The sequence below is a fragment of the Sphingobium sp. TomTYG46 genome (genome assembly GCF_055396345.1).
Genome location: NZ_AP027324.1, coordinates 2,233,468 through 2,240,000, shown reverse-complemented (window position 1 = coordinate 2,240,000; position 6,533 = coordinate 2,233,468). Strand labels below are relative to the sequence as shown.

General features: G+C 58.3%; 4 protein-coding genes, 1 tRNA gene and 2 rRNA genes (1 of these 7 running past the window's edge). 5 read left to right on the top strand and 2 right to left on the bottom strand.

Annotated elements, in window-relative coordinates:
* The 3 genes from ACZ5YV_RS11385 to ACZ5YV_RS11375 all read left to right on the top strand — a co-directional run.
* Window positions 1-2,395: ribosomal RNA gene (locus ACZ5YV_RS11385) — 23S ribosomal RNA — on the top strand; it begins 405 nt to the left of the window's first position.
* Between the two features lie 132 nt (window positions 2,396-2,527).
* Window positions 2,528-2,642, top strand: a 5S ribosomal RNA gene (gene rrf / locus ACZ5YV_RS11380).
* Between the two features lie 86 nt (window positions 2,643-2,728).
* Window positions 2,729-2,805: transfer RNA gene (locus tag ACZ5YV_RS11375), tRNA-Met, on the top strand.
* Between the two features lie 51 nt (window positions 2,806-2,856).
* On the opposite strand, the gene ACZ5YV_RS11370 is transcribed toward ACZ5YV_RS11375, so the two are convergent.
* Window positions 2,857-3,021 carry a hypothetical protein gene (locus ACZ5YV_RS11370; RefSeq protein WP_464787713.1) on the bottom strand — a complete coding sequence of 55 codons (165 nt, stop codon included), beginning with the start codon at window positions 3,019-3,021 and terminating at the stop codon, window positions 2,857-2,859.
* Window positions 3,022-3,066: 45 nt separating this feature from the next.
* On the opposite strand from ACZ5YV_RS11370, the gene ACZ5YV_RS11365 reads away from it, so the two are divergent.
* Window positions 3,067-3,978: an oxidoreductase gene (locus tag ACZ5YV_RS11365; RefSeq protein WP_464787712.1), complete on the top strand. Its 912-nt coding sequence runs from the start codon at window positions 3,067-3,069 to the stop codon at window positions 3,976-3,978.
* 23 nt (window positions 3,979-4,001) lie between these two features.
* Here the strand turns inward: ACZ5YV_RS11365 and pgeF are convergent, their stop codons facing one another.
* Window positions 4,002-4,760, bottom strand: coding sequence for a peptidoglycan editing factor PgeF (gene pgeF / locus ACZ5YV_RS11360; RefSeq protein ID WP_464787711.1), 759 nt, complete (start codon window positions 4,758-4,760; stop codon window positions 4,002-4,004).
* Window positions 4,761-4,900: 140 nt separating this feature from the next.
* On the opposite strand from pgeF, the gene ACZ5YV_RS11355 reads away from it, so the two are divergent.
* On the top strand, window positions 4,901-6,517 hold the full coding sequence (locus ACZ5YV_RS11355; RefSeq protein ID WP_464787710.1) for an amino acid permease: 1,617 nt from the start codon (window positions 4,901-4,903) through the stop codon (window positions 6,515-6,517).
* The last annotated feature ends 16 nt before the right edge of the window (window positions 6,518-6,533 follow it).

The window sequence follows — 6,533 nt, the reverse complement described above, 5'->3', positions numbered from 1 at the left end:
GAGTAGGGCGGGGCACGTGAAACCCTGTCTGAACATGGGGGGACCACCCTCCAAGCCTAAATACTCGTACATGACCGATAGCGAACCAGTACCGTGAGGGAAAGGTGAAAAGCACCCCGATGAGGGGAGTGAAACAGTACCTGAAACCGGATGCCTACAAGCAGTGGGAGGGTCCTTGAGACCTGACCGCGTACCTCTTGCATAATGGGTCTGTGACTTAGTGTATCAAGCAAGCTTAAGCCGTTAGGTGTAGGCGCAGCGAAAGCGAGTCTGAATAGGGCGACTGAGTTTGATGCATTAGACCCGAAACCCGGCGATCTATGCATGACCAGGTTGAAGGTGCGGTAACACGCACTGGAGGACCGAACCGTTTAATGTTGAAAAATTATCGGATGAGTTGTGCTTAGGGGTGAAAGGCCAATCAAGCCGGGAAATAGCTGGTTCTCCGCGAAATCTATTGAGGTAGAGCGTCGAATGATTGCCGTTGGGGGTAGAGCACTGGATGGTTGCGGGGGTCGCGAGATCTACCAATACTAACCAAACTCCGAATACCAACGAGTCTAGTTCGGCAGACAGACGGCGGGTGCTAAGGTCCGTCGTCAAAAGGGAAACAGCCCTAACCTACAGCTAAGGTCCCCAAGTCACGTCTAAGTGGGAAAGCATGTGGAACTTCCAAAACAACCAGGAGGTTGGCTTAGAAGCAGCCATCCTTTAAAGAAAGCGTAACAGCTCACTGGTCTAAATAAGAGGTTCTGCGGCGAAGATGTAACGGGGCTCAAGACGTGCACCGAAGCTTAGGGTGTGATCCTTTGGATCACGCGGTAGCGGAGCGTTCCGTAGGCCGTTGAAGCGATCTGGTAATGGGTCGTGGAGGTATCGGAAGTGCGAATGCAGACATGAGTAGCGATTAACAGTGTGAGATGCACTGTCGCCGAAATTCCAAGGGTTCCTGCTTAAAGCTAATCTGAGCAGGGTAAGCCGGCCCCTAAGACAAGCCCGAAGGGGGTAGTCGATGGGAACCACGTTAATATTCGTGGGCCTGGAGGTGTGTGACGGATGGCGTAAATGGTCTGGCCTTATTGGATTGGTCCAGGCTGTGAAGTTGTCCCAGGAAATAGCCCCTCCGTATAGACCGTACCCTAAACCGACACAGGTGGAATGGTAGAGTATACCAAGGCGTTTGAGAGAAGTATCCTGAAGGAACTCGGCAAATTGCCTCCGTACCTTCGGAAGAAGGAGGCCCCACATCAAGGCAACTTTTTGTGGGGGGCACAGGCCAGGGGGTAGCGACTGTTTAGCAAAAACACAGGGCTCTGCTAAGTCGGCTTCAAGACGACGTATAGGGCCTGACGCCTGCCCGGTGCCTGAAGGTTAAGAGGAGGAGTGCAAGCTCTGAATTGAAGCCCAGGTAAACGGCGGCCGTAACTATAACGGTCCTAAGGTAGCGAAATTCCTTGTCGGGTAAGTTCCGACCTGCACGAATGGCGTAACGACTTCCCCACTGTCTCCAGGATATGCTCAGCGAAATTGAATTCTCCGTGAAGATGCGGAGTACCCGCGGTTAGACGGAAAGACCCCGTGCACCTTTACTGCAGCTTCAGAGTGGCATTAGGAAAGAACTGTGTAGCATAGGTGGGAGGCTTTGAAGCGATGACGCCAGTTGTCGTGGAGCCATAGGTGAAATACCACCCTGTTGTTTTCTGATGTCTAACCTCGCACCGTTATCCGGTGCAGGGACCCTCTGTGGCGGGTAGTTTGACTGGGGCGGTCGCCTCCTAAAGAGTAACGGAGGCGCGCGATGGTGGGCTCAGGACGGTTGGAAACCGTCTGTTAGAGTGCAATGGCATAAGCCCGCCTGACTGCGAGACTGACAAGTCGAGCAGAGACGAAAGTCGGTCATAGTGATCCGGTGGTCCCTCGTGGAAGGGCCATCGCTCAACGGATAAAAGGTACGCCGGGGATAACAGGCTGATGATTCCCAAGAGCTCATATCGACGGAATCGTTTGGCACCTCGATGTCGGCTCATCACATCCTGGGGCTGGAGCAGGTCCCAAGGGTTTGGCTGTTCGCCAATTAAAGTGGTACGTGAGCTGGGTTCAGAACGTCGCGAGACAGTTTGGTCCCTATCTGCCGTGGGCGTCGAAATTTGAGAGGAGTTGACCCTAGTACGAGAGGACCGGGTTGAACATACCTCTGGTGTACCTGTCGTCCTGCCAAGGGCGCAGCAGGGTAGCTATGTATGGACGGGATAACCGCTGAAAGCATCTAAGCGGGAAGCCTCCCTCAAGATAAGATTTCTTCGAGCGGTCGTAGACCACGACCTTGATAGGCCGGATGTAGAAGTGTGGTAACATATGGAGCTAACCGGTCCTAATTGCTCTGATCGCGCCTGAGAGTCCCACCATCAATGACAATGCTGGAAACAGCGTCAGCCATTGAGCGTGGTGATCACCTCAAGCCAGATAACAAATAGACTTACCAATAGTGCACGGCATCGATTAACAACCCAAAGCGCAAGCTTCATTGCTTGGTGACCATAGCGTCTGTGACCCACCCGATCCCATCCCGAACTCGGCCGTGAAACCAGTCTGCGCCGATGGTACTGTGGCTCAAGCCCCGGAAGAGTAGGGCGTCGCCAGGCATTGAAGCTTGCGCTTTAGGAAATTAAACCCAATCACATGTCTCACAAAAGGGCGGCCCATAAAGCCGCCCTTTTGCCTTTGGTGACGCGGGATGGAGCAGCCCGGTAGCTCGTCAGGCTCATAACCTGAAGGTCGTAGGTTCAAATCCTACTCCCGCAACCATAATTCCAAAAACGAAAACCCCCAGCGTGCAATACGCCGGGGGTTTGTCGTTTATGTGGCGCGCGAGCCCAAAGACGCCAGAATTTTTCCGAACATCTCTGACAATGTCGAGACGTCCAGCACCGATTCCGCCAGCACCTTCCGCAACTTGCGCTTCTCCTCCTCCGCCACCTCCACGCCATTCGCCAAGCTGATCAGCCTTGTCTTCTCGCCCACAATTGGGGACTAAGGATGGATAAGGCGGAAAAGGAGGAGACTGGAATGGGGTTCACCAATGAGCAGGTGTCGGATCAGGACGGCCGCACGATCCTGGTCACCGGCGCTAACACCGGTATCGGCTTTGAAACCGCCAATCTTCTGGCAGCGAAAGGCGCGCGGGTGCTGCTCGGCTGTCGCGACGCAGCCAGAGGCGCGGATGCAATGGCGCAGATTGCGGCCGCAATTCCAGGCGCGAAACTGGATCTCATTCTACTCGATCAGGCAGATCTGCAAAGCGTCCGAACTGCGGCCGAAAGGATCGCCAGCGAACCCAGGCTCGACGTGCTGATCAACAATGCAGGCGTGATGATACCGCCCCTTACCCGCACGGCCCAAGGGTTCGAGCTTCAATTTGGTGTCAACCATCTGGGGACCTTCGCGCTGACGGCGCTTCTATTGCCCAAGCTCGCTGAAACCGCCGGTTCTCGGGTGGTCGTTACGTCCAGCCTGGCACACCGCAATGGACGCATGTTGTGGGACGACTGGAACGCAGAGAAAAGCTACAGTCCCAACGTCTATTATGCCCAAAGCAAGCTGGCCAACCTGCTATTCGCCCTTGAACTCGACCGAAGGCTACGGGCTGCGGCATCTCCGGTGAGCGCCATCGGCTGTCATCCCGGCGTTTCCCTGACCGAACTCATGCGCCATCTTCCCCGATGGACAAAGCCGTTGTTGCCGATTGTGCGGCCACTTTTCAATCCGGTGGCGGCGGCGGCGTGGCCGACTCTTCAGGCAGCTACTGATCCGAATGCAAAGGGTGGCGACTATTTCGGACCCCAGGGGCGATGGGAAATGCGCGGCGAGTCAGGGCCTGCGCTGATCGACAAGCGCGCCAGCGGTACTGAGGATGCCCGGCGGCTTTGGGATCTTTCGATTGAACTGACCGGAATCGATCCACAACTGCCGGCCGACTGACCCAGCCGACCCAGACTGCTGCATCAGCCGACGGCAATCATGGAAATCTGCCGTCCATAGCTTGGCTCGCCCAGATGGCAGGAACGGCGATAGCTGAAGAAGCGATCGGGCTGGCTATAGGTGTCCTCATCCAGCATCTCGACCCGGCCGATCCCTGCCTGAGCCAAACGCGCCGCGACATAAGCCGCGATGTCGAACTGGCAATGACCTTCGCGCCCCGCGGAGAAGAAGCGGCCATTTTCCACATCTTCTTCCTCGAAATTGCGGGCGAAATCGACCGTCACTTCATAAGAAGCGCGACCGATACAGGGGCCGATCGCGGCGCTAATCCGCTCACGTCGGGCACCCAGTTTCTCCATCGCCCCCAACGTGCTGTCCGTGACTCCCGATATGGCGCCTTTCCAACCCGCATGTGCCGCGCCCACCACCCCGGCTTCCGGGTCCGCGAGCAGCACCGGCACGCAATCGGCTGTCAATATGCCGAGGACAAGCCCAGGACGATCCGTCACCATGGCATCCGCTGCGGGGCGATCCGCCTCATCTATTGCGCCAGTGATGGTCACCACGTCCGGCGAATGGACCTGCCGCACGGTGACCAGCGCCGCGCCGGGCAGCAACGCATCCCTCGCCAGGTCGCGGTTGCGCAGTATCGCCTCTCGCTCATCCATTGAACCCAGACCGACGTTCAAGCCAGCATGCACCCCGCCCGACACACCGCCCTGACGCCCGGCAAAGCCATGCGGCACATCGTGCAGGCTGACGGCGCGCAGCAGTTCGATCATCAGTAGCTCCCTTGGACAAATGTGCCGAAGTCGCGCAACATACTTGCGCGGGCCATAATAGGCGATAGTCTCTGCATCAGATATAACGGGTCGGTTTCGCGGCTGATCGGGGACAAGATGACAGGCAAAGGGCTCCACGCATGATCTTCGGGCGCATCAAGCCATTGGACGCCATATTGGCGACCGCGGAAAAAAAGTCGCTCGTTCGGACATTGGGGCCGATACAGCTCACGCTGCTGGGTGTCGGTGCAATCATAGGGACCGGCATTTTCGTACTGACCGCCGCCGCCGCGCAAAAGGCCGGGCCGGGCATGATGTGGAGCTTCGTCATTGCCGGAGCAGTCTGCGCCTTCGCCGCGCTTTGCTATTCGGAACTGGCCTCGATGGTGCCGGTGTCGGGCTCAGCCTATACCTATACCTATGCGGTGGTGGGCGAATTGCTCGCCTGGATGGTAGGTTGGGCGCTCATCCTGGAATATGCCGTGGCCGCCAGCGCGGTTTCGGTGGGCTGGTCCGGCTATTTCATGGGTTTGATGAAAAGCATGACGGGACTGGAGCTACCCCGCGCCCTGTCAGCAGGGCCTGGCTGGAGCTTCAACGGTTTCATCCCGCATGCCGATTTTTCGCATGGCGTCATCAATATTCCGGCCATCGTCGTCGCGCTGGCAGTGACCACCTTGCTCGTCATCGGCACGACGGAAAGCGCGCGGGTCAATGCGGTGCTGGTAGCGATCAAGGTCGCGGCGCTGACCGCCTTTATCGCGCTGACACTGCCCGCGTTGGACAAGGGCAATTTCTCCCCCTTCACGCCCAACGGGTGGTTCGGACCTCAGGGCACGACCGGGATGGGCGTTGTTGGTGCGGCGGCCTCCATCTTCTTCGCCTATGTGGGCTTTGATGCCGTTTCGACCGCGGCGGAGGAAACCAAGAACCCCCAACGCAACGTGCCCATCGGACTTATCGGCAGCCTCGCGATTTGCACCGTCTTCTACCTGCTGGTCGCTGCGGGCGCGATTGGTGCCATTGGCGCCCAGCCGGTTCTTGGTCTGGACGGTTCGATCGTCGCACCCGGATCGGTCGGTTTCGCTCAAGCCTGCGCGACCGCCGCTCATGCCGGGGATCTGGTCTGCTCGAATGAAGCGCTGGCCCATGTTCTGCGCTCGATCAACTGGACCGTGGTCGGAAACGCCTTGGGCCTCGCGGCCAATCTGGCGCTCCCGTCGGTCATCCTGATGATGATGTTCGGCCAGACCCGCATCTTCTTCGTGATGGCGCGCGACGGGCTGTTGCCGGAAAAGCTCGCCAGCATCCATCCGCGTTTCAAGACGCCGCACATCGTAACCATGGTGACGGGCGTCTTTGTTGCCATTGGCGCGGCGTTGCTGCCCGTGGGCCAGCTGGCCGACATTTCCAACTCCGGAACGCTCTTCGCCTTCTTCATGGTGGCGATCGCCGTGCTGGTGCTGCGCGTGCGCGATCCCAATCGCCCGCGCCCCTTCCGGACGCCCGCCATCTGGTTCATCGCGCCAATGGCGGCATTCGGCTGCCTCTTCCTCTTCTTCAACCTGCCCGTGGACGCGCAGCTCGTGCTTCCGGTCTGGGGTGGAGTGGGGCTGCTGCTCTATTTCCTCTATGGCTATCGCAAGAGCCATGTCGCGCGCGGCGTGGTCGAAACGCATGAGCAGGATGCCGATGTGCCGCCGATGCCGGTGCCACCAATGCCCGGTGCGCATACGCCGGGCGGGCGCGACGCTTGAATCGGGTGAGGAAGGC